Below are 23925 nucleotides of genomic sequence, written 5' to 3' on the forward strand. Positions count from 1 at the left end.
ATCTCCTATTCCTTCTTCTGAACCCATCCTTCTTTGATAACTTGACGCTGACGAGCGATGACTAAGCTATTATCAGGGACATCTTCTGTGATGGTTGAACCTGCTGCTACGTATACATCATTACCCAAGGTAATTGGTGCAACTAAAACGCTATTAGAACCTGTTTTGGTGCGATCGCCAATTATAGTTTGATGTTTTTTAACACCGTCGTAGTTAGCTGTGACTGTGCCTGCACCGATGTTTACTTTGGTGCCGGTGGTTGTATCTCCAAGATAAGAGAGGTGAGCAGCATTGGTACTGTTGCCTAGTTTGCTGTTTTTCAATTCTACAAAATTACCTATACGGCAGTTTTCACCAACTTCTGCATGACCGCGTAAGTGAGCGTAAGGTCCAATTCGACTACTATTTTGAACTATGCTATCGGAAATTACTGAATATTTGGCGGTGACGTTTTCACCAATTAGGCTATTTTCAATTAAGCTTCCTGGACCGATATGACTTCCTGTTTTAATGACTGTATTGCCCCGTAGATGGGTTTGGGGTTCAATGATTACGTCTGGTTCTAATTCCACTGTTTCATCGATGGTAATGCTGGCAGAGTCGATCAAAGTCACACCAGCTTTCATCCACTTTTCTTTGATTCTTGCTTGCAATATATCGTAAGCAGCGGATAATTGTAAGCGGTCGTTGATGCCGCCAATTTCTTGGTAATCTTCTACATCTACCGCCATCACTGGGGCAACTTGAGTTACGGCATCGGTAAGATAATATTCTTTTTGAGCGTTATTTGCTTGTAAGTGAGGCAGTATTTTTGCTAAATCCTCCCAGCGAAAACAGTACACTCCAGCATTAATCCGCTGATTTTCTTTTTGAGCAGCAGTACAATCTTTGTCTTCAACGATTTGTTGTAATACATTGTTATCATCGCAAAAAACTCGTCCGTAGCCTTGAGGATTGGGAAGTTTTGCTGTTAGGACAGTTGCTGCATTTTGATTTTCTTGGTGAATTTGTAAGAAATTTTTCAGAGTTTCGCCACGCAATAATGGTACATCACCATTAAGTATCAGCAAATCGCCATTGTAACCTTCTAGATGAGGTAGTAATTGCTGAATCGCATGACCTGTTCCCAATTGTACCGTTTGTTCCACAAATTCTAAATCAGGAATAGCTTGCAAGGCTGTTTTTACCTGTTCGGCTTCATACCCAATGATTGTGATCCGACGTTCTGGTTGTAGTGGCTCAACACTTTGAATAACCCTTTCTACCAGCGATTTTCCTCCTACCGAATGTAAAACCTTGGGTAGGTTTGATTTCATTCTTGTACCGCGTCCAGCCGCTAAAATTGCTACAACTACCATAATTAGCCAACAGCTATAAATAAATACGAATGCGAATTTTATTTTCGGCTCAAATATACCCGATTACATAGCCTTACCGAAATGCTATCCGCTTACAAATAGCTGTGATTTATGGTGCTAATAAATTCAGTAAACTGCTGGATTAATTTTGGATTACGCCAGCCTTTGCTTGTTTCTTCATTTATAATTGACAATGCTTCAGATGCTGTAAAAGCTTTTTTATAAGGTCTTTCACTTGTTAAAGCATCATAAATATCAATAATTTGAAACACCTGGGCTAAGAAAGGTATTTGATCTTGCTTGAGTCCGTCTGGATATCCAGAACCGTCCCAACGTTCGTGATGGCTGCGGATAATCGGAATTACTCCCTGCATACTGCGTAATGGTTGACAGATTCTTTCCCCGATCAAAACGTGCTGTCGCATTACTTCCCACTCTCCAGCGGTTAGTTTTCCTTTTTTGAGCAACACCGAATCGGGAATACCGACTTTACCAATATCGTGAAGATAGCCACCCCACATCAAATCCCTAATTTGATAGCGAGAAAGACCCAAATATTCGCCAAACGCTTTCCCAAAATTTACCAAACGTTCGCAATGATCTCCGGTATTGGGATCGCGGCTTTCAATGGCTCTAGCAATCGAAAACAGCGCTTTTTCAGCGTGGTCTAAATCTTCATTCAGACGTTTTTGGCGCACTAAAGACTTAACTCTTGCAGCCAACTCCACTCTGTCAAAAGGTTTGCTTAAGAAATCATCCGCTCCAACTTCAATTCCCCGGATTCGCGATCGCCTATCGTTCAAAGCTGTAATGAAAATCACCGGAATTAACCTTGTTTGTTCGTCCTGCTTGAGCAATTCACAAACTTGAAAGCCATCCATTTCCGGCATCATTACATCAAGCAAAATCAAATCCGGCTGTTTTTCGCTTACTAAATGCACCGCAGCAGAACCATTGTCTGCTTCAATAACTTCGTAGCCTTCCATTCCTAAAAGGGCTACTGCTGTCATCCGACTCGCAGCATGATCGTCAACGACCAAAACTTTAGGCACATCATTTTCAAAGCATGAAAGCGGATATCCTTTAACTTGCAACGTTGTGGAAACCTGAGAATCGCCATCAACACGAACATAATTACTAGAATCCTCATTATCAGTTTCTTTAACTTTCAAGTCACGATTGGTTAACTCCTCTGTATGACGTTCTGATTCTGTTGTTAAGGGATGATTTTTATCAGCTCTATTATATAAGGTTGTGGGGTTTGACCCACTAACTTTTTGCTCGGTAGAGCCTGTATAATTGGATTTCCATTGAATCACAAAGGCACTCCATTTTTATAGCAACAATGCAATGTTTCAAAAACTAGTTTAGTACTTGAACGTATTTTAAAAAGCATTTTTATAGGCTTTTTATGATTTATGCCTAAATAATTTTCTCAAAACACAAGACTAAGTTTTTTTAATCTTTTTTTTTTAGAACATAGATAAAGTTGCCGACAACTTTACCCATTCTACAATTATAGTATCGTCAATTAAAACCAATGTTAAATCAGGTTTTACACGGAGATTTGTGCTAACAGCAGCTTTTTCATTATCTTCAAGTCGAGTTATTTATATCAATTTATTAAGGTTTTTTATCAAGGCAAACAATATTAAGTAAAGCATTTATAGGAGTTTTGCTGAATAAACAATATAGTTATTCAACTATGTCGGACACACTATGACAGTGATGTTCAATCAAATTAAACGTGATTTAAGTCACATCATAATCAAACATTTTCCGCTGTACATACTACTTAATAAGTATTAATTTTAACTATATATTTAGAATAAGTAATGGGAGAAGTTGCGGTTATGGGTAGATAGATAGGATACAAGCAATTACCGCAAGTGTTGTCAATTAATATACTATCTGCCAGCGTTTACGCCAGTGTGAAGTAGGTTCTAAATTAGAATTTTGTTGTTCAGATTCACGACGTTTAATAATTATAGATGGAGAATCGATTAGTGTTGGGTCTCGGTAGGGAATAGCAGCACGAGTTTGTAAATGTTCTTTTTCCTGTTGGCAGAGACATAATAGATGTGGAGAAGAATTTAAACTAAATCCAGCAATGGTTCCAGGGGTTTTTCTACCGATGGGTGGGGTTGAACCAATACTTAATCCGGCGTTTAAAAATGCCGTGCGTACAGCAGCAGCACAAGAATAAGTAGCTAACAAACCATCTTGTTGTAAACACAGAGAAACTAGTTTAATAAATTCAATAGTCCATAAGTGAGGACACTGAGGTGGTGAAAAAGGGTCAAGAAAAATTGCGTCAGCTTTGAAACCAGATTGATACACTTGGTTAATTTTTTCTCTAGCATCACCAATTACCAGTGTGGCTTTTAATTGTTCTGTTTGTATGTGGTGTTCAAAAGCTATATTTGTCAAAATATTTATTAAATCAGTATTCCAACTGTCGAATAAATTATGTGTAATCGCAGCTTGCGGTACTTTTGGATTTAATTCCAGACCAATTACTTCTATATAACAGTTAGGATTTACTTGCCAAATTTTTTGAATAGCGGTCGCTGTATTGTATCCTAGTCCATAACAAACATCGAATATTCGTAAAAGTGGTAATTGAGCTTTTTCTATTAATAAGGTAGGAACAACATACTTAAAATAACTTTCTTGTTTTGCTCCAAAATGACTGTGAAATAATTCGTTAAATTCTTCAGAAAAGAAAGTTTTGGAGCCATCTGCTGTCAATTGAGGTGTAAAATCGCTTTCGGTCATTTATCAATGTTGTTAATAGATAGTTAATAATTAGTAATTATGAAAGATATATCTTTAGTTGTTTCTAATCAATGGCTTTTTGAACATTTAAACGATAAAAATCTTGTTGTAGTTGATTGTCGTTTTTCTCTAGCTAATCCACAACAGGGAAAACTGGAGTATCAAGCAAGTCACATTCCGGGTTCCTATTACTTAGATTTGAATCAAGACCTTTCATCGAGTATACAAAAACATGGAGGAAGACATCCTTTACCGAATATTGATGAATTTGCCGCAAAATTATCAGGAATGGGAGTAAATTTGGGGCAAACTTTAGTTATAGCTTATGATGATTCTCGTTTTGCTTTTGCATCTCGTTTATGGTGGTTATTACGCTATTTAGGACACGAACAAGTAGCGGTTTTAGATGGAGGTTTTAGCGGATGGCTGGCATCTAAGTATCCCGTTACAGTAGAGGTTCCTTCTCAAGGTAATGGTAAATTTATACCTCAGCCACAACCACAGATGATAGTGGATAGAGAAGCTGTAATAAATCGCAAAGATTTACCTCAAACAACTTTAGTAGACTCAAGAGAAAGCGATCGCTATCAAGGTATAACAGAACCAATTGATAAAATAGCTGGTCATATCCCAGGTGCGCTTAATTATCCTTGGAAACAAGTAACCGACGAGTATGGTTATTTAATTCCACAACAACAGCAGCGCCATCGCTGGTCAGAATTAGAAAATAATCAAGAAATTATAGTTTATTGCGGTTCTGGTGTTACTGCTTGTGTTAATTTACTTTCCTTAGAATTAGCTGGGATTCACACGGGTAAACTTTATCCCGGTAGTTGGAGTGATTGGATTAGTTATACAGTTGACAGTTGACAGTTGACAGTTATCAGTTAAAACTTTCCTAAATCTAAATTGTAATTAACGCTAAAAAACCAGCCGTCAAAATCAATATTGCTGTCTGTGGAACCACCGAGAGTATAACCGCTTTGTAAGTTAATGCTGCTTAAGTCTGATATTCTGTATTTTAAGTTAGCGGATAGTCGATGATATTGATCTTCTCTACTTCGTTCTAAAAAGTTTGATAAGTTAAATTGATAATCGATACCAACCCGCAATGACTGCTGTAAATTATAGTTTAAAGACAACCAAGCATAGTTAATTATTCGGTTACGTTGTTCGGGTGGGTCTGTGAGACTCAAGCGAAGTTCGTAGAAGCTATCTAAATTCAATTTTGGTGTTATAGGGTCTCTTCTTCCTACAGAAAAGCGAAAAGAGTTTTCATCTAGAAATTTATCTCCTGATGAAAAGTTAAAGCGATCGCTATCTTTTGCATAAAATAATTGTTGATTACTCCATCCAATTTCACTGTACATTCGACTGCTCAACTGCTGGAAAACACCCAAGTTAAATCTTAGTTGGTTATAGTTAAATTCCGACTGGTCGCTGTATGTAATTATGCTGCCATTAATGGAACCATTTAAGTAAGTTCTCGAACCAATTTTAAAGGGTGCTGCGGCAAGTGTCAGTCCAGTAAAGATTAAACCATCATCAATTGCATCGGTTCCAGAAGAAAAGATATTGCTTGTATGAAAGTAACCGACATTACCTAATAAATAGCCGATAGGTTTAATCTTTGCTACAGGTTTTTCTGTTGGTGGTGGTAGTTTTTGCTCTGGAGGTTGTGGTGTTTCTATCGGAATTTCCTGCGCTCTAATAATACCCAATTCTCCGTTGGCAGGCTGCTCTGACTTTGTTTTATTCTCTGCAAGTCGCTGTAATAATCTTTCTAATCTTTTAGAATGTTCGTTTTTAAGGGAATCTAACTTTTTCTCAATTTCTTCAGGAGAAGGTACAGGTAAGTCTGTAGGCTGACTATCTAAAGGTGGAGGGTTTTTTTCTACGTTTTCTGGGGTGGGTGGTGATGGTGGTTCTTGGTTTTGTGCTATCTCTATTATCTTGATCGGTGATTCCCTATTTGAATTATTGGAAATTAATAAATCCGCACATCCTGAATCTGTTAAATCTGGATTTATAAAGGTATCTTGCTTGTATTGCAACTTAATTTTTTCCGGTAGAGATTTTGAAGTCATAGGGAGCGTCTTGCTTTCACTACAATTATCTTTGTCTACAATTAAGACGCTCTGTTCCTCCTGACTTAATCGTTCCGTTTTATTTTCAAAGCTGTTGGTGTAAATTATGGACGGCTGCAAGTTTACCGATATGTCGTTTACTTTAGGGCGATCGCCAATGGAAATTAAGTGTGAATCTTCTAAAAATGATATCTTTGATACATATTCCCCTTGTTTTGTCTGCTTGTTTACATGGGTAGCTTTTACCACTTTTATGCTGGTACAACACCATATTGTGCTGCTGGAGGCGAACATTACGTAAAACCATAAATTGTTCCAGTCTTTTAATTTCATACTAAAACTTGTTTTACCTTTGCTAGATTCAAATGTGAGGGCTATCAATGTCCTCTATGAAATCGAAAATTTTGCTTAACTTTAATATCTACACTCAAACTTAAATACATTCATAAGTAAAACTCATAATACTTAGTATTTATGATAAGATTTATTTTTGTTTTGCCAAATAATTTTAAAGTTAATAATATATAGTAGATTCGCTTATTTTATATATTTAATTTTCAAGATGATTTAAGCAAATTTACGTAAAGAAAATCGTTATAACAGTTTACAAGCTCGAACTATTTATTTCTCTAGTCGTCTCGACTGGTGGGGTAATTGTCAAATTACGCAGCGGACACAAATTTTATGTTCAGCAAGTTATTTCCTTTGGTAGTTGCCAGTTTATGGGGAGTTGTGGTAGTGCTACCAACACAACCAGCAAATGCATCAACTCCTTTGACTCAGGCTGTGGTTAAGAGCCTGCGTAACTGGGTGCAACTGATGCCTCAAAGCCGACCAAAGCGTCGAGCGCAAATTAAAGACGCTATGACTCCTGGAGACGGATTATCCACGGGTAAGGCTTCTTTGGTGGATTTGCGTTTTAACGATGGTTCTTTGGCAAGGATTGGTGAAAGAGCTGTATTTCGCTTTGTGCCTCGAAGTCGAACATTTAGGCTGTCAAACGGAACTGTGTTACTGCTGATACCACCGGGACAGGGAGAAACAAAGGTCAGGACTCGTAGTGCTGCTGCAACGATTCGTGGTTCGGCTTTATTTGTACGCTATGATGAGCAAACAGATACCACGGTTGTTGGTTCGTTGACCGATAGCGGTATAGAAGTTTTTAATCAAGATGAATCTCGTTCTCGGGTACTTAAAGCGGGACAGTTGATAGTTTTAGTTAAGGGAGAAATTCAGGGATTATACAATTTTGACCTGAGAAGTTTTTACGATACAAGCGATTTAGTACGTGGACTTGATTTGACTAAACCCAATAATACACCTTCTTCAGACCCTGCGATGGCTAGCGTTCAAGCAGAAACTTCTGAAGCTCTGTCAAAACAGGTGCCTATTACAGGTGAGAATGTTGTTGAAAATCCATCTTTTATACAATTAAGTCCTGTTTCTTCAGATGTACCAGATGAAGAGGTTGTTCAGGATGCTTTACCTGTGAATTCTTTGGTAGACACCGGACAAGTTATTTTAAATAATACAGAGGAAAGTGAAGACAAACCTACTCCACAAACTCCTTCAAATCCACCAACTAATAACGACAAACCTACTCCACAAACTCCTTCAAATCCACCAACTAATAACGACAAACCACAACCACAAACTCCTTCAAATCCACCAACTAATAACGACAAACCTACTCCACAAACTCCTTCAAATCCACCAACTAATAACGACAAACCTACTCCACAAATTCCTTCAAATCCACCAACTAATAACGACAAACCACAACCACAAATTCCTTCAAATCCACCAACTAATAACGACAAACCACAACCACAAACTCCTTCAAATCCACCAACTAATAACGACAAACCACAACCACAAATTCCGACTCCGGAACCAACTACTCCAGAACCAACTACTCCAGAACCAACTACTCCGGAACCAACTACTCCGGAACCAACTACTCCGGAACCAACTATTCCGACTCCGGAACCAACTATTCCGGAACCAACTATTCCGACTCCGGAACCAACTATTCCGGAACCAACTATTCCGGAACCAACTATTCCGACTCCGGAACCAACTATTCCAGAACCAACTATTCCGACTCCGGAACCAACTATTCCAGAACCAACTATTCCGACTCCGGAACCAACTATTCCAGAACCAACTATTCCGACTCCGGAACCAACTATTCCAGAACCAACTACTCCGGAACCACCTCCGATATCTACCTAGATAAAATGGTGTGTTACCCTCCGCTAACACACCCTACCAAAAGCATCAATTCCAAGGTTCGGTAGGAGCATCGGAATCGTCTGGAGCTAGGAGAGTTGTTGATGAGTTGTCTGTGAATAAATGGTAATGGTCGGGAAAAGTAGAACCTGTCAGTTCGTGAAGCGCTTGAAGTACTTCTGTGGCTGATTGATACCTAGAATGATGATTATCAACTACCATTTTGTTGAGGATTTTTGTGAAACCAATACTAGTAGTTGCTTTGTCAGTCCATTTCAATTCTTGGTTTTCATCTACTGGTAACTCGTGAGGTGGTATACCTGTTAAAGCAAAGATACCAATCATTCCGACTGCATAAATATCGCTACTGTATTGTGGATACCCTAAACATTGTTCTCGTGGTGCATAACCTTTAGTACCAATCCCAATCGTAAAGGCTGTTTGTTCTTGAGAATTAATTACTTGGGTAGAAACTTGTTTTACAGCACCAAAATCAATCAGCACTAACTTCCCGTCTGATTTGCGTCGGATAATATTGCTGGGTTTAATATCGCGGTGAATTACACCTTTACTATGTACAAATATTAGTGTTTGCAGTATATCCTTAAGCATTTCAATAACTGCTTGTTCCCCAAGACGTTCACAATTGGATATTTCTCGATTCAAAGGACGACCGATAATGTATTCTTGAACTAAATAAAATTCTTCTTCTTCTTCAAAATAAGCGAGAAGCTGGGGTATTTGATTGTAGTTTCCTAACATTTGCAAGGTTTGCGCTTCTGATTTAAATAAGCGTCTGGCTACTTGCAGTTGTTCTGATTTATTATTAACTGGCTTTAGCTGTTTGACAACACATAAAGGATTGCCTGGAAGCCTGGTATCTTCAGCAATATAAGTTTCGCTAAATCCACCCGAACCTAAAACTGTAACTATTTTATATCTACCATCTAATACTTTACCAGATATCTCTTTTAAACGCTCTCCGAGTAAATCTTTTAAGTCTTCTTGTTGAGAAATTATTTCCTGTACAACACGGTTGGAAGCGTGCTTTTGGAGAATACTAACTAGTTGACTTTTTCTTAATTTGTCCCGAAATACTTCGGTTCCTAAATAGCAAATTCCAACGGTAGAAATTGCCATGATTGGAATAGCAGTAGGAAGAATTAACTGTCCATAAACAAATAAACTATAACTAATTCCTCCCCAGATTATCCCGAAGACAAGACTAGCTACAAATCTATTTGTACTTCGTTTAATTCTGGCTATTATTAGCGTACATCCACCAACTAAAACTAATACAAATAAACCTTGCTGCAACGGATTAGAAAGTGGAGCAACAATTGTTTTCCCCGACATTAACGTTGCGATCGCGTTAGCATGAATTTCGATTCCGGACATTTTTTCGGGAGATAGCCAGTTTGAAGATGCAGGTACCGGATAGTAGTCTTCTCCTTCTTGCACTCTCGCGGTAAAGCCGATCAAGACAATTTTGTCTTTAAAAACCTTTCCTCCCTGTAAGTTAGTATCCCAGAAATCTGGCTCAAATACATTCCAAAAAGAAAAAGTGTGAAAAGTCTGTGACTCTCCATAAAAATAAATACGATCGCCTTTTGGTTGAGGATATTTTATATTGGCAGCTAGTAGTAATGATTGGTCAAATGATGGCATAACGCTGGGAACTATACCATCTTGTGCTGCTAGCTGTTTGGGGAATAAACTTCCTAGTTTTTGAACTTTGTTATCTATCTCAAGAGGAAAATTTGTATAACCGATAGATGTGGAACCCGTGCGGAATTTCTGATGTGGTAAAACTAATTGCCAAAAATCTCCCTGGGGTAACTCGAATTTTTCGTAGAGTGCTGCTAAAGTTACTTTGTCTCCGTGTCGCTGCAAAACGTCAATCAGCTGCTTGTCGTCGGCTTCTGCGAACCTATTGGGGGAGTCGAAAAGTATACTTACCCCGACATGACGCGCCCCAGCTTGAATTAATTTGTCAATGACTTGACTGTATACTCGACGTTGAAAAGGAAAAGATTTCAGTGGTTCCAAATAACCGTACTTAACCGGATCTATTTCATAGGATTCCTTGGGACGCGATATCGATTCATTATCTATAGCTAAGATTACAATATCTTTGGGTGGAGTTACCTTTCCTCGGAGCAGATAAAATAAGCTTTCTGCTTGGTTTTCGATCAAAGTTGTAAAACCACTACCAGAAGCTGCTAACAGCACAGCCCCAACAACTGAAGCACCACTAAGAAGATGACCATTACGAGTCATCATCTTAAATTGACGTGCTGATACCGTAGAAGTAGCTTGTCTGGAAAAGCTAAACAGTTTTCTGGCAGCAGACACATATTTTTTGGTTATGTTATATGCAGGTTCTTCTGCCATATTGTATTATGAATTAATTTATGTAGAACAATTCTAGAAAGTTTGCACATTATTTCGTGTAAGCTACCCTATCAGTAACACTTAAACAAAAGTCTATACACATGAAAATATTATACTTTTATCCACTGTCATCTGGTGTTTGTTTTTGTCGCGATATATCAGTAAATATAAGAGGGTAAAATCAATGCCCTTGGGGTTATGTACATCGGATTGTAATTATATCAGAAGAGACGTAAATTCAAAGAAATTATCAAATTTTGAGATTTTCGATCTCCGAGGACTCCTGGAATCAGTTGAAAGGCTTATATAAGTTCCGGTATGTTAACTGATGGTTGATATCTTCCATCGACCTGTAAGCTTTGCAGTTTCTGAGCTAGTAAAAAATTGGCTAATTTATCCTTGAGTAACAGTTATTTTTACAAGCAAGTTTATTAAAGCAAGAATATTTTAGAGAAATCCTATAAAGCTTCGGTATACCTTGATAATACAATATTGAGGCTAGCCTTTAGTCAGGAACACGTAATTAGATATACTTTGCTCAGTTAACAACGCATCTAAAAATCTGCATTAATCCTTGCTTTTGAGATACTCGAAGATAAATAACGCATTTTTGCGTTTTTCTTGTTTCTCGATATCAACAAGAGAGCGTGTTTATTCAAAATAATAAAAACCACGATTATTGGCTATCAACGGCATACTCTTGCTCTAACTCATGGGATTCGAGTTACTTACCTACTTTAGGAGTAAACTTAACTAATATACAGTTACAAATGCTGTTACTTAGTCAATTTTATTGGTAAATTTTGATTACAGGGTGCAAATTAAGCATATTTAGTTAAGGGCGAAAAAGCTCTCTCGTTATGTCAACCACAGTTTAATGTTTTAGTCAATCTCCTAAATTGAGAAATGATAGATAAAAGCTATACATGACAATATAATTTATATATATTAGCGAATTTGTCATTTTATTATTGCTATAATCTATTGTTCAATCTGAATACATTTATATTAATGGTGTAATTTCCTATGGAATCTCATATGACTCGTCTATCTATTTTTGTAGACGGAAATAATATGTTCTATGCTCAACAAAAGAACGGTTGGTTTTTCGACCCACGACGAGTATTAGAATACTTTAGATACGAACAAACACATACAAATTTAATCAATGCATTTTGGTACACTGGCTTAAAAGACCCACAGGATCAACGAGGTTTTCGAGATGCTCTAATTAGTTTAGGATATACAGTACGAACTAAAATACTCAAAGAATATTATGATGATTCTTCCGGACGTTACTCTCAAAAAGCTAATTTAGATATTGAAATTGTTGTAGATATGTTTAATACAGTAGACCAATATGACAGAGTAATTCTATTTAGTGGAGATGGAGATTTTGAAAGAGCAATTGAACTATTACGCTCGAAAAACACTCATATAACTGTCGTGTCAACAGAGGGAATGATCGCACGAGAGTTACGTAATGCTACCGATAGATATATAGATTTGAATGAAATCAGAAACCTTATAGAAAAAACTGAAGCTTAATAATCTTTACAAATATTTAGAAAATTAATAGTAATAAAAATTAAAGTATAAAGTATTGTTAGGCACAAAAAAATCATCCACTTTCAACACGGTTATGAAAACAAATCCAGAACGAATCATTATTTTTGATACCACACTCCGTGACGGAGAGCAATGTCCGGGAGCAACTTTAAATATCGAGGAAAAGTTAACTATTGCTAAGCAATTAGCACGTTTGGGAGTAGATATTATCGAAGCGGGTTTTGCTTTTGCAAGTGCGGGAGATTTTGAAGCTGTCAGCAAAATTGCTCAAACTGTAGGTACCGAAAATGGTCCGGTAATCTGTAGTTTGGCAAGAGCGAAACAAGATGATATCAAAGCAGCAGCCGAAGCGATCAAACCAGCAGTTAAAGGTAGAATTCATACATTTTTAGCTACTTCTGATATTCACCTCAAATATAAGTTGAGAAAAACTAGAGAAGAGGTGTTATCAATTGCTGAAGAGATGGTAGCTTATGCAAAAAGTTTTACTCATGATATCGAATTTTCTCCAGAAGATGCAGGACGTTCTGATCCAGAATTTCTTTACCAAGTATTAGAGCGAGTAATCGCAGCCGGAGCAACAACTGTTAATATTCCCGATACCGTTGGTTATACAACTCCCAGTGAATTTGGAGGTTTAATTAAGGGTATTAAAGCAAATGTTCCTAATATCGATCAAGCAATTATTTCGGTTCACGGACACAATGATTTAGGTTTAGCTGTTGCTAACTTTTTAGAAGCTGTAAAAAATGGTGCCAGACAATTAGAATGTACTATCAATGGTATCGGAGAACGTGCGGGAAATGCCGCTTTAGAAGAGTTGGTAATGGCTCTACACGTGCGACGACAATATTTTAATCCCTTTTTAGGACGCGATGTTGATTCGGAAGCGGCGTTAACAAATATTGATACTAAACAGATATATAAAACCTCTCGTTTGGTTTCCAATTTAACCGGAATGTTGGTACAACCAAACAAAGCAATTGTCGGTACAAATGCCTTTGCTCACGAATCCGGAATTCATCAAGATGGCGTATTAAAAAATAAGCTCACCTATGAAATAATGGATGCTCAATCAATTGGTTTGACAGAAAATCAAATCGTTTTGGGCAAACATTCGGGAAGAAATGCTTTTCGGACTCGTTTGAAAGAATTGGGTTTTGAAATGTCAGACAATGACTTGAATAAAGCCTTTGTTAGGTTTAAAGAAGTTGCTGACAAAAAGAAAGAAATTACCGATTGGGATTTGGAAGCTCTTGTTAATGACGAAATTCAACAAACACCCGATTTATTCAAATTGGAATTGGTACAAGTTTCCTGTGGTAGTAATTCAAGTCCCACCGCAACGGTAACTTTACGCAACCCCCAAGGGGAAGAATTAACCGATGCCGCGATTGGTACGGGACCTGTGGATGCTGTATATAAAGCAATCAACCGTGTAGTAAATGTACCGAATAATTTGATTGAATTTTCTGTACAATCGGTAACGGCTGGTATTGATGCAATTGGGGAAGTAACTATCCGATTGAAGTATGAAGATAAGATTTATTCGGGTCGTTCCGCGAATACAGATATTATTGTTGCATCGGCACAGGCTTACGTAAATGCACTCAATAAGTTGTATGGAGCGTTACTGAATAAGCAGAAGCAGCAAGTGACTGCTTAGCTAGTAGTTAGTTAGTAGGTTGGGTTAGAGGATGTTTTAAAAGTATCCGGTGGTTAAAACCGCTACTACAAAGGCAAAGTCCACCTGCGTGGACTATCAGATTTATAACCCACGCAGGTGGGTTTGGCTTGTGTAGCCGCGACTTACAGTCGCCGGGTAAAGTATATAATTAGACTTTAAAAACATCCTCTTAGACACGAAAGTGAAATTAGAATCAAAACGAAAATCTTATTAATCGTGTCGTAACCCAACGTTTGTCTTAGATTATATATACTTCAGCTAATCTACAAATTCCCTCGGTAAGCTGCGATTCTGTGAGTTCTCCGTAACCGAAGATAAATTCACCTGTAGGATGGTTTAATAGATAATGGGGATTAGCAGACATCATTCCGATTCCAACTTTAGCAGCGCGTTGAATAATTTCTTCGTCACTCAAATTAGTCTTAAAGCGCACCATCAGGTGAATTCCGGCTTTTTCTCCTAATATTTCAGCGCTTTTTCCAAAGTGTTCTTTTAAAGATTTTACTAAACTTTGACGACGTTTATCATATATTGAACGCATTTTTCTCAAATGACGTTCTAAATACCCCGATTCGATAAAGTCTGCAAGCACTTGCTGTTCTAAAATTGGTAAATGGCGATCGCACAACCATTTTGCACGGGTAAATATAGGTACTAAACTTTTGGGAAGTACTAAATAACCGATTCGTAGGGATGGAAATAGAACTTTTGAAAAAGTACCAATATAAATTACCGAATCGCTTTGATCTAATCCTTGTAATGCGGGAATTGGTTTTTCACTATAACGAAATTCACTGTCATAATCATCTTCAATAATTAATCCTCCGGTTTGTTGCGCCCAATTGAGTAATTCTAAGCGTCGCTGTAATGGTAAAATTGCTCCGGTAGGGAATTGATGGGAAGGTGTAATGTAAACTAAACGGATGTTTTGTGGCGTATAATTTACTAATTCTTGTACCACTAAACCATAATTATCTACCGAAATGGGTAAAATTCTCGCGTTTTGTGTTTCAAATATAATTTTTGCGCTTAAATAACCGGGATTTTCAATAGCTACGGTTTCTCCGGGTTCAATTAATAAACGCAAAATCAAATCGAGCGCTTGTTGGGTACCGTTGGTAATTAATATTTGTTCCGGTACGCAATTAACCGCACGGGAACGAGTCAGATAATCTGTAATTGCTGCTCGTAACGGTTGATAACCATTAGGCTCTGTTGAATAATCTAGCCAATTCAAGTTAGTATTACAGTAATGTGATAGCAATCTACGCCATAATTTGACCGGAAATTCCGTTAATGCTGGTGTTCCGTAACGGAAGTTTATTTCTAGTTTTGGTTCTGTAATTCTGGGAACGTTTGCTGTATTAACTAAAGTATTTCCATACATCGATAATTTAATTGATGAACGATTAATTTTATCAATATTTTCGATTGGATTTGAATAAATTAAATCATCAGGAAGCTGTTTACAAACAAAAGTACCAGAACCCGTAACCGTTTCTAAATAACCTTCGTTTAAAAGTTGTTCGTAAGTAGTGGTAACTGTGAAACGAGAAATTGACAGAGATTTTGCTAAAAAACGAGTTGAAGGAATTTTTTCCCCTGGTGTTAATCTTCCGCTGAGAATTGCTTGACGTAGTTGTTCGTAAAGTTGTTGATGTAAGGGTTTTGATGAATTATTATTGAGGGCGATCGCTAATTCCATAAAACAGTTAACAGTTAACAGTTAACAGTTAACAGTAGTCTAATAATAATAACATTTCAGAGTCAAGAGTTCCCTGTTTCCTACCCCAGATATTACAGAAGTCGAGTTTTTATCATATAAATATCCGTAACATCAGAAAATCTTCATCAAAACCCGACTTCTTACCCCACAGATATCAAGTTTTACACTTTAACAGCTTCAGCTTTTTTAACGGGTACATAAGGCTTTTCTGCACCTTGTGCTAAATAGTCTTGAAGTTGAGATTCGATTTGTTCACGGACAATTTGACGGTATTCCAGAAAATGTTCGTTGTGGGCGCAGGAAGATAAATAATGTTCTAATACTGCGGGGTTACGCTTAAGAATACTAAATAAATGATGCCAGAATTTCCAGCGAGTTTCCCGTTTAATACCTTGCCGCCAAATAATAGTTAAAAATGCTTTCACAATCTTCCACTCTGGCATTTTAGCAGGTGCTTTCCAACTCGGTTTACCCATCATTAAAAAACAGCGGTAAGTACGATCTAAATAAGGAATGGGGTCATATAAAGCACAAAAGGCTTCAATATATTCCCTACCAATTTCTTCTAAAGGACGAGTGGGAATAAAATTCATTAATGTAGTTTGATTAATATTTCCGTCTTGAGAGTCGCGCAATCTTCCTTCTTTTTCCAAACGATGCCATAATGCAGTATTAGGCAATGCTTGCAACATCGCAAAAGTTGTAGAAGGAATGGCTGCTTGTTCTGCAAAACGGACAATGCGAGATCCAGCACCGGATTTTTCACCATCAAAACCAATGATAAAACCAGCCATGGGACGCAAGCCCGCTTTAATAATCTGTTGTACCGATTCAACGAGAGAATTGCGGGTATTTTGAAATTTCTTTGTCAGTTGTAAACTATCTTCGTCTGGTGTTTCAATACCCAAAAATACCGCAGCAAAACCAGACTCAACCATCAATTCCATCAATTCTGCATCTTGTGCTAAATCAATTGATGCTTCTGTATCAAAGCGGAATGGATATTCATGTTCTTCCATCCACACTTTTAACTCTTTAAGCAACAATTTAACATTGCGTTTATTGCCGATAAAGTTATCATCCACCATAAACACACCGCCGCGCCAACCTAATTCATACAAACAATCCAATTCAGCTAAAAGTTGCCCTGGAGTTTTAGTACGGGGTTTGCGACCGTAAAGCACAATAATATCGCAAAATTCGCATTGAAACGGACAACCACGAGAAAATTGCACCGACATCATGTCGTAAGCATCTCTTTCTAACAAGTCAAAGCGAGGAATTGGTGTTGTAGTCACATCTGGTTTTTCTGTAGTGCGAAACACACCACTTGTTTCACCAGCAATTACCGCTTCTACAAACATTGGTAAAGTAATTTCTCCTTCATCAAGAATGAGAAAATCTGCCCCAGCTTTTTGAGATTCTGCGGGTACAGAGGTTGGATAAGGCCCACCTACGGCGACTAATTTACCTCGTTGTTTCGCAGCTTTTATTTGATCAAATAAGTCTTGTTTTTGGACTATCATTGCAGATAAAATAACCATATCTGCCCATTCCCATTCTGCTTCTGTCACCGAGCGAATATTACGATCTACTAATTTAAATTCCCACTCTTGAGGTAAAATTGCCGCTACAGTCACTAAACCTAATGGTGGTAGTAACACTTTTTTATCTACTAATTCTAAAATTTTTTCATAAGACCAAAAAGTTTTGGGAAATAAAGGATAAATTAATAAAACTCGCATAATGTCCACTCCCCTTAAATATTTTACAACTGCTTTTCGTTTTTCTTCGCAAATTGACTATTTCAGGACTGATGCACCGATTCATGTATTTATTACTACAATATTTTCCCAACTGGAATTTTGATCTGAATTTTATTCGTAAACAGAAAGGCTATACTAACATGAAGTAAGTATATAATTCGTATATTAATTGTACCGTATAAGTGATCGCAGGGAACAATTAAGATAAACAATATTAATTAGACCTCACCCTGAATGTGTATCTGTGAATGGGGAAACCCAATCGAAAATCATCGCGCAAAATGTAGAATCTAAAATTAAATTAAATTAACTTAACTTAAATTAAATTAACTCACCAAAACTCCTCTTATGACTTATGAACCCCAGAATGAAAAAGATAAATCAGAAGTGAATGCTAATACAGCACAGAAGGAAAAAATTTTATGTCCTCACTGTAAACGCACGGCTACCAATGGCATCAAATGCAAAGGGATTTGTGTAGCTGATAATGATTATTAATCGAATTCATCTAATTAATCTATAGGTAGTTCGATAAAAAATTCTGTTCCTTCACCTAATTTTGAACTACAACTGATTTTACCATTGTGAGTTTCTTCAATAATTGAGAGAGCAATAGCAAGTCCTAATCCAGTACCTTTACCGACTTCTTTTGTAGTAAAAAGATGATCAAATATACGTTCTCGAACTGATTCGGGCATTCCTAGACCATTATCTTTAATACTAATTAATGCTGTATTCTTCTCAGTAAAAAGCTCAGTTTTAATTGCTATTTTGTAAGGATTAGTTTGTAATTGGGCAAATGTTTTTCCTTCACTTGCAGTATCTATAGCATCAATAGCATTAGCAATGATGTTCATAAAAACTTGATTTAACTGTCCTAAAAAACACTTTATAGGTGGTAAAGTTCCATATTCTTTAACAACTTCAATTGCTGGACGTTTATCATTAGCTTTGAGGCGATATTTGAGAATTAAAATTGTACTATCAATTCCTTCATGAAGATTGCAAGCAACTTTTTCATCTGTATCGGCTCTAGAGAAAGTACGAAGACTTGTACTAATATCTTTAATTCTTTCTGTTGCTACTTTCATAGAATCTATTAACTTTGGTAAATCCTCAATGAGAAATTCTAAATCAATTTCTTCAGCGTGTTCTAACACTGCATCTGTGGGAGTAGGATAATGTTGTTGATAGCATTCTATATGAGCAAATAAATCTTTAATGTATTCTTTAGCATTATTAATGCTACCTTTGAGAAATCCGATAGGGTTGTTAACTTCATGTGCTACCCCTGCAACTAAATTACCCAAAGTTGCCATTTTTTCATTTTGTACCATTTGCAATTGGGTTTGGTTTAGTTCTAATAAAGCTTTTTCTAACTCTTGGGATTTCTGAGTTACCGCTGCTTGTGCTTTTTGATTTTCTCTGAGTGCTGCTTGTTGTTCGCTAATATCTCTGACAATCATTAATCCATGTAACTTTCCTTTGTAGATAAAAGGTACTGCCTTGATTTCTGTATCAAAATAAGTACCATCTTTTCGTTTACTAATAGTCTTAATATAAAATTCTTGGCCCGCATTCATAATCTCTACATAATTACTAAAATGACATACCAAATCTGGATGCATAAAATCTGGTGGTGTCAGATGGAACCATTCCTCTTGAGAATAACCATACATCTGGCAGATAGTAGGATTAACAGCAACGATTTTTCCTGTTTCTAAATCACAAATGTTTAATCCATCATTGACGCTTTCAAAGATACTGCGATACTCTTCCTCTTTTTGAGCAATTTCGTATGTTTTCTGTTGCTGTTGAGCGTATAGTTGAGCATTTTGTAATGAAATAGCAGCTTGGGTACATAAAAGATTAGTAACTTCCAATCTTTCTCGTGTAAATGCACCTTTGATTAATTTATTTTCTAAGTACAACAACCCAATTAATTTACCTCGATCCAAAATCGGCGCACATAATAAACTATATGGCTGCTGTCGTATTAAATACTCGTCGGTGAGCAAATCATTTTGGATTATGGCATTATCTAACACAATAGTTTTTAAACTGCGTTTGACATAATTGATAACTGTATTAGGAAGCTGATTACTGGTTTCATATGGGATTGATAAGTGAGTTACACCCAATTCTTGAGTAGCTACTGCTTCTAAAGTTAAAATATCGTCCTTGAGAAAAACTAAAGCAGCTTTTTGCGCTCCAGCATTTTCAATTACTATTTGTAGTAAAGTCGAAATTAACTCTTCTAATTGAATTTCCTTGGATAAAGCCTGGGTTGCTTTGAGAATACTTTTAAAATCTAAGGCTTCTGAAATGCTGCTACTGGAGCGACTTATTTGAATAGTTTGATTAGGTTGAATGCAGGTTTCGTTGATTTGAAAACTATATTTTTGTGCTTGTAAAATTGGTGCAAGTAGTTGAGGATAGCGTTTTTCTAAGTCATCAGTCTTGGCTTTTGCTCCCCATTTTGCATAACAATAGTAGGCTTCCTGCATATATGTAGCCGCAATCTTTTGTTTATCCCAATCTAGATAAAATTTAGCTGCGAGTTCGTTTGCTAAAGCTTCTTCTTGGATATATTCGTTGGCTTTGGCTCCAGCAATGGCTTTTTCATATAATTCTATTGCCTTGATTTTTTCATCTAAAATCCGATGTTTTTCAGCTTCAATTAAATCATATTTATGCTGAAAATTCATTGGAGCGTGATCAGTCAGATTTTGGATTTTTTCTTGATTATTTCTTACTTGTTGAAGTTTTTCTTCTTGAGATATTTCTGAATATAAACTTAACTGTAGCAAAGAATCATAAAAATAGAATAGGGGAGCATAAAAACATCCTGCTATTCCGTCTAAATAAATCTGAGCTTCCCGTGCATTTGTCGCAGCCTGCTCGAATTCTTCAAACAAGTAACAAAGAATAAATTTGTGAATGTAAACAAAATGAAGTCCAATTCTGTCGTTGGCTTCTAATTGCTGCGGTAAGATTTCGTTCTCGTTGTAAGCTTTTCCAATTAAAATATATGGTTGTTGAGATTCACCGAGCAAATTTAAGATAACCTGCTGTATTGTTCGATATTCATTTAAAGTGGTTGTGTGTTTGAATTGAATTAAAACATCACTAATAGCCGCCATTTCTTGCTTCAGAGAATTTAATTCTTCACCTGTAAAATACGAATATTGAAACCAGTTTATCGCGGCATGACTAGAGTATTCTAAATCTCCATTTTCGATTCCGCTTTGATATGCTTCCCGAAAAAGTGGGATAGTTGTTTTCAGATGCTCTTTACCGTGTTTTGTCGATACAGCTATCATAAATAGCGTTTTAGGTGTTAATTCTAAAGCATTTAGCTCTTGCAATAAGTTTAATGCTAATTGACCAAATTCATAACTGCTTTGAGCATCCTGAAAAAATCCTTGTAAAATTAACCCGTAAGCAGCATAAGCAAAGCTTGATGAAGGAGCATTTCCATATTTAATTGATAAATTAACTTGAGAAAAAACTATTGGCGGAACTAATGTAGGTGCGGCAGCAATTATGGGAAACCAAACAATTGATAATAATCGCATGGCTGCTAAAGGATAAACATCCTTCATTAAAGGTAGTGCAATTAAATCGGATATATGTTTATCTTGTAAGTAGATATTTATTTCAGCTAAAGCTTTCTGAACATCTACAGGAGTTGGAGATTCTGGGATTTTAACTCCAAATAATTCTAATACATTTAGTCCAAATTTGACTGCTTCAATAAGTTGATTTTGAGCAATTTTAGTTTGAATAATTATTTCATAAGCATTAGCTTTATCTAAAATTGTTTTGGCTTGTTTTAAGATAATATCCGCCCATTTTTGCATCTGTTCAAAGTTACCAGTTAGATAAGCAACTTCTACAGCATAATTATAAAATGATAATGTCAAGTGGTAATTATTTTGCCAGCAATCGCTGCTTAGTAAACTGATACCTGTTTTGATGTAAATCAGTGCTGCACTATAAGCTGTAGAATCTTTCGATTTTTTTGCTGCTAATAAATTTAATTCGGCAAGTTGAAGTTTTTCGGAATGATTTATAATTAAATTTTGACCAATATTAAGGTGATTGACGATATTAAAAATCTTTTCTGATAATTCTGGTGTTGGAATATTTTTTAATAAACTTTTCCCAACATTTAAATGAGTTATCGGTTTTTGCTCATTTGGAATTAAAGAATAAGCCGCTTGCTGTACTCTATCGTGTAAAAATCTATAATCTATAATCTGAGATGCTGGCTCAATTTCTTGTCTTGTTTCAAGATAAAATTTATAAATCTCACTTTGCGGTATTATCAATCCTTCCTGTAATGCTTTCCATAAATCAGCAGCACTTTCAGCTTCCGATTTTTCACAAACAATTCCTAAAGTTGCTAAATCAAATTGATTGCCAATACAAGCCGCTAATTTCAAAATATTCTGCGTTTGCTCTGGAAATTTTTGCAACTGTAACGACATAAATTCAACAACATCATCAGTTAAAGCTAACTTTTTAACTTCAGAAATATTGCATCCCCAGGAATTTTTATCAAAATTAAATGTTATCAAATTATCTTCATGCAGCGACTTGAGAAACTGGGTACTAAAAAAAGGATTACCTTTGGTTTTTTGATATATAAGTTGTGTTAACGGTTGTGCTATTTCCAAGGAACAACTTAAAGTATTTGCAACTAGTTGATTTAGACTTTCTTCATTTAATGGTTTTAAAATAATAGTATTAATTATCGCTCCCGTTTTACGAATTTCCTCTAACGTCAACATCAAAGGATGAGCCGCAAACACTTCATTATTTCGATAAGCACCAATTAATAATAAATATTTGCTTTCCGACTCGTTTATCAGTAATTGCATTAAATTCAAAGATGTCAAATCAGCCCATTGTAAATCATCTAAGAAAATTACTAAGGGATGTTCTTTAGTAGTAAAAACTTTAATAAACTTTTGAAATAACAAATTAAACCGATTTTGTGCGGCTGTTCCCGATAATTCTGGTGCAGGTGCTTGTTGTCCAATAATTCTTTCTAATTCGGGAATAACATCAATAATTACTCGTGCATTTTCACCTAATGCTTGCAATATTTTATGTTTCCAAATTGACAATTGAACATCAGTTTCACTAAATAATTGCCTCATTAAATCGCGAAAAGCTTGGACAAATGCTGAAAAAGGAATATTACGATTAAATTGGTCAAATTTACCTTTAATAAAATACCCATGCTGTTTGACAATCGGTTTATGAACTTCGTTAATAATTGCAGTTTTACCGATTCCAGAACAACCACTAACCAGCATTAATTCGCTGTTACCCTTCGATATTTTCTCAAATGCTGCGAGCAATGTTTCAACTTCGGTTTCTCTGCCATAGAGTTTTTCAGGAATAGTAAACCTATCACAAATATCTCTTTGAGCAATTTCAAAATATTCAATCTTACCAGTTTCTTGAAGTTGTTTTAAACAAGTTTCTAAATCATGCTTTATTCCCGAAGCACTTTGATATCTATCTTCTGCATTTTTCGCCATCAACTTCACGACGATAGCTGATAAAACTTGGGGAATTTCTATACCTTTCCCTAACAACGGAGGTGTTTTTGCAATATGATAATGTACTAACTCCATTGCATCATCCGATTTAAACGGTAATTCTCTGGTTAATAATTCATAAAAAGTCACACCCAAAGAATAAAAATCGCTGCGGTAATCAATTCCCCGATTCATCCTTCCAGTCTGCTCTGGAGATATGTAAGCTAAAGTTCCTTCCAAAATATTAGGACTTACTAAGGTTTGGTTTTCTCTTGGTAACAAAGATGCAATACTAAAGTCAATTAATTTAACTTGTTTTGTTGTGGGATTAATCAATATATTGGCAGGTTTAATATCTTTATGAATTATTCTATGACGATATAAAATATCTAAAATATCACATAGGGTAATTGCTATTTTTAAAAACTCTTCTAAAGATACTGTATATTTAATAAAATATTCTCTCAGAGAAATTCCCCCCATATCTTCTATTACTAATATATAGCTATTTTGGTAATTATCTAAACTGTATATTTGAATAATTAGAGGTGAATTGAGATTTTTACTTATGGTATATTGATTGCGAAATTGTAACAACTCGCTAAAATTGGGATAGGGATTTTTTAGCAATTTAATCACAACAGGTTTTTGATCATCTTCTCGAACCGCTCGATATACTGAAGTTCTTGAACCGTTGTAGAGTTCTTCTTTGATAGAATATCCGGTAATACTAATCATATTGTTTTTCTCCTGAACGCTTCTAGATTGAGTAT

At 36.2% G+C, this 23925-nt stretch carries 13 protein-coding genes; 5 read left to right on the forward strand and 8 right to left on the reverse strand.

All coding sequences use genetic code 11. The features are described 5' to 3' along the window. Window positions 1–5: 5 nt before the first annotated feature. The 3 genes from glmU to IQ247_RS19140 all read right to left on the reverse strand — a co-directional run bounded on the left by glmU (window position 6) and on the right by IQ247_RS19140 (window position 4136). On the reverse strand, window positions 6–1358 hold the full coding sequence (gene glmU / locus IQ247_RS19130) for a bifunctional UDP-N-acetylglucosamine diphosphorylase/glucosamine-1-phosphate N-acetyltransferase GlmU (RefSeq protein WP_193922692.1): 1353 nt from the start codon (window positions 1356–1358) through the stop codon (window positions 6–8). Between the two features lie 92 nt (window positions 1359–1450). After that, window positions 1451–2677, reverse strand: a complete 1227-nt coding sequence (locus IQ247_RS19135; RefSeq protein ID WP_193922693.1) for an HD domain-containing phosphohydrolase — start codon at window positions 2675–2677, stop codon at window positions 1451–1453. A 580-nt stretch (window positions 2678–3257) separates the two neighbouring features. Beyond that, window positions 3258–4136, reverse strand: coding sequence for a tRNA (5-methylaminomethyl-2-thiouridine)(34)-methyltransferase MnmD (locus IQ247_RS19140; RefSeq protein ID WP_193922694.1), 879 nt, complete (start codon window positions 4134–4136; stop codon window positions 3258–3260). 39 nt (window positions 4137–4175) lie between these two features. Here IQ247_RS19140 and IQ247_RS19145 point away from each other — a divergent pair, with 39 nt between their 5' ends. Further along, the gene (locus IQ247_RS19145) at window positions 4176–5006 is read left to right on the forward strand and encodes a sulfurtransferase (RefSeq protein WP_193922695.1); all 831 of its coding nucleotides are present in this window, start codon (window positions 4176–4178) and stop codon (window positions 5004–5006) included. A gap of 17 nt (window positions 5007–5023) precedes the next feature. Here the strand turns inward: IQ247_RS19145 and IQ247_RS19150 are convergent, their stop codons facing one another. After that, the gene (locus IQ247_RS19150; protein ID WP_193922696.1) at window positions 5024–6556 is read right to left on the reverse strand and encodes a hypothetical protein; all 1533 of its coding nucleotides are present in this window, start codon (window positions 6554–6556) and stop codon (window positions 5024–5026) included. Window positions 6557–6907: 351 nt separating this feature from the next. Between IQ247_RS19150 and IQ247_RS33175 the strand changes: the two genes are divergently transcribed. Next, window positions 6908–8458 carry a FecR domain-containing protein gene (locus IQ247_RS33175; RefSeq protein ID WP_193922697.1) on the forward strand — a complete coding sequence of 517 codons (1551 nt, stop codon included), beginning with the start codon at window positions 6908–6910 and terminating at the stop codon, window positions 8456–8458. Between the two features lie 45 nt (window positions 8459–8503). Here IQ247_RS33175 and IQ247_RS19160 read toward each other — a convergent pair whose 3' ends face one another. After that, a complete protein-coding gene (locus IQ247_RS19160; RefSeq protein ID WP_193922698.1) occupies window positions 8504–10849 on the reverse strand; it encodes a serine/threonine-protein kinase in 2346 nt (781 codons plus the stop codon). A 1026-nt stretch (window positions 10850–11875) separates the two neighbouring features. Between IQ247_RS19160 and IQ247_RS19165 the strand changes: the two genes are divergently transcribed. Both IQ247_RS19165 and IQ247_RS19170 read left to right on the forward strand, forming a co-directional pair. Then, window positions 11876–12397 (forward strand): LabA-like NYN domain-containing protein, encoded by a 522-nt coding sequence (locus tag IQ247_RS19165; RefSeq protein ID WP_193922699.1) that lies wholly within the window; start codon window positions 11876–11878, stop codon window positions 12395–12397. Between the two features lie 94 nt (window positions 12398–12491). Continuing rightward, window positions 12492–14084 (forward strand): 2-isopropylmalate synthase, encoded by a 1593-nt coding sequence (locus IQ247_RS19170; RefSeq protein ID WP_193922700.1) that lies wholly within the window; start codon window positions 12492–12494, stop codon window positions 14082–14084. 259 nt (window positions 14085–14343) lie between these two features. Here the strand turns inward: IQ247_RS19170 and pdxR are convergent, their stop codons facing one another. Both pdxR and IQ247_RS19180 read right to left on the reverse strand, forming a co-directional pair. After that, complete coding sequence (pdxR, locus tag IQ247_RS19175) at window positions 14344–15810, reverse strand: MocR-like pyridoxine biosynthesis transcription factor PdxR (protein WP_193922701.1); 1467 nt, start codon at window positions 15808–15810, stop codon at window positions 14344–14346. 182 nt (window positions 15811–15992) lie between these two features. Next, the gene (locus IQ247_RS19180) at window positions 15993–17576 is read right to left on the reverse strand and encodes a B12-binding domain-containing radical SAM protein (protein WP_193922702.1); all 1584 of its coding nucleotides are present in this window, start codon (window positions 17574–17576) and stop codon (window positions 15993–15995) included. A gap of 369 nt (window positions 17577–17945) precedes the next feature. Between IQ247_RS19180 and IQ247_RS19185 the strand changes: the two genes are divergently transcribed. Further along, complete coding sequence (locus IQ247_RS19185; RefSeq protein ID WP_193922704.1) at window positions 17946–18095, forward strand: DUF8639 family protein; 150 nt, start codon at window positions 17946–17948, stop codon at window positions 18093–18095. Window positions 18096–18109: 14 nt separating this feature from the next. Here IQ247_RS19185 and IQ247_RS19190 read toward each other — a convergent pair whose 3' ends face one another. After that, complete coding sequence (locus IQ247_RS19190) at window positions 18110–23890, reverse strand: AAA family ATPase (protein WP_193922705.1); 5781 nt, start codon at window positions 23888–23890, stop codon at window positions 18110–18112. Window positions 23891–23925: the final 35 nt, after the last annotated feature.

Origin of the sequence: Plectonema cf. radiosum LEGE 06105, assembly GCF_015207665.1 — a bacterium.
Taxonomy (GTDB): Bacteria; Cyanobacteriota; Cyanobacteriia; order Cyanobacteriales; family Nostocaceae; genus Rivularia; species Rivularia radiosa_A.

What these genes read in the sequence shown, in the direction of transcription:
- IQ247_RS19145 (WP_193922695.1), top strand. Translation starts at nt 4,176, where the DNA reads ATGAAAGATATATCTTTAGTTGTTTCTAATCAATGGCTTTTTGAACAT.
- IQ247_RS19180 (WP_193922702.1), bottom strand. Translation starts at nt 17,576, where the DNA reads ATGCGAGTTTTATTAATTTATCCTTTATTTCCCAAAACTTTTTGGTCT.
- IQ247_RS19185 (WP_193922704.1), top strand. Translation starts at nt 17,946, where the DNA reads ATGACTTATGAACCCCAGAATGAAAAAGATAAATCAGAAGTGAATGCT.
- IQ247_RS19170 (WP_193922700.1), top strand. Translation starts at nt 12,492, where the DNA reads ATGAAAACAAATCCAGAACGAATCATTATTTTTGATACCACACTCCGT.
- IQ247_RS19160 (WP_193922698.1), bottom strand. Translation starts at nt 10,849, where the DNA reads ATGGCAGAAGAACCTGCATATAACATAACCAAAAAATATGTGTCTGCT.
- IQ247_RS19165 (WP_193922699.1), top strand. Translation starts at nt 11,876, where the DNA reads ATGGAATCTCATATGACTCGTCTATCTATTTTTGTAGACGGAAATAAT.
- IQ247_RS19150 (WP_193922696.1), bottom strand. Translation starts at nt 6,556, where the DNA reads ATGAAATTAAAAGACTGGAACAATTTATGGTTTTACGTAATGTTCGCC.
- glmU (WP_193922692.1), bottom strand. Translation starts at nt 1,358, where the DNA reads ATGGTAGTTGTAGCAATTTTAGCGGCTGGACGCGGTACAAGAATGAAA.
- IQ247_RS33175 (WP_193922697.1), top strand. Translation starts at nt 6,908, where the DNA reads ATGTTCAGCAAGTTATTTCCTTTGGTAGTTGCCAGTTTATGGGGAGTT.
- pdxR (WP_193922701.1), bottom strand. Translation starts at nt 15,810, where the DNA reads ATGGAATTAGCGATCGCCCTCAATAATAATTCATCAAAACCCTTACAT.
- IQ247_RS19190 (WP_193922705.1), bottom strand. Translation starts at nt 23,890, where the DNA reads ATGATTAGTATTACCGGATATTCTATCAAAGAAGAACTCTACAACGGT.
- IQ247_RS19140 (WP_193922694.1), bottom strand. Translation starts at nt 4,136, where the DNA reads ATGACCGAAAGCGATTTTACACCTCAATTGACAGCAGATGGCTCCAAA.